General features: G+C 50.5%; 1 protein-coding gene. It reads left to right on the forward strand.

From position 1 onward, the window contains the following. A partial coding sequence (locus ON072_RS21085; protein WP_274626193.1) for an EF-Tu/IF-2/RF-3 family GTPase occupies nt 1–523 on the forward strand: 523 nt, incomplete at both ends.

The following is a 523-nucleotide window of genomic DNA, read 5'->3' on the forward strand; positions in this document are numbered from 1 at the left end:
TGGAACTGGTAGAGATGGAAGTTCGTGAACTGCTGTCTGAGTACGATTTCCCAGGTGATGACCTGCCAGTAATTCAGGGTTCAGCTCTGAAAGCTCTGGAAGGCGACGCTCAGTGGGAAGCCAAGATCATCGAACTGGCAGAAGCACTGGATACCTACATCCCTGAGCCAGAGCGTGATATCGATAAGCCATTCCTGCTGCCTATCGAAGACGTATTCTCAATCTCTGGTCGCGGTACTGTAGTAACAGGTCGTGTAGAGCGCGGTATCATCAAAGTTGGTGACGAAGTAGAAATCGTGGGTATCCACGACACTACCAAGACTACCTGTACTGGTGTAGAAATGTTCCGTAAGCTGCTGGACGAAGGTCGTGCCGGTGAGAACTGCGGTATCCTGCTGCGTGGTACCAAGCGTGATGAAGTAGAGCGTGGTCAAGTACTGGCTAAGCCTGGTTCAATCACTCCACACACCAAGTTCGAATCAGAAGTTTACGTCCTGTCTAAAGAAGAAGGTGGTCGTCACAC

It is taken from the genome of Shewanella sp. K8, assembly GCF_028823715.1.
GTDB lineage: Bacteria > Pseudomonadota > Gammaproteobacteria > Enterobacterales > Shewanellaceae > Shewanella > Shewanella algae.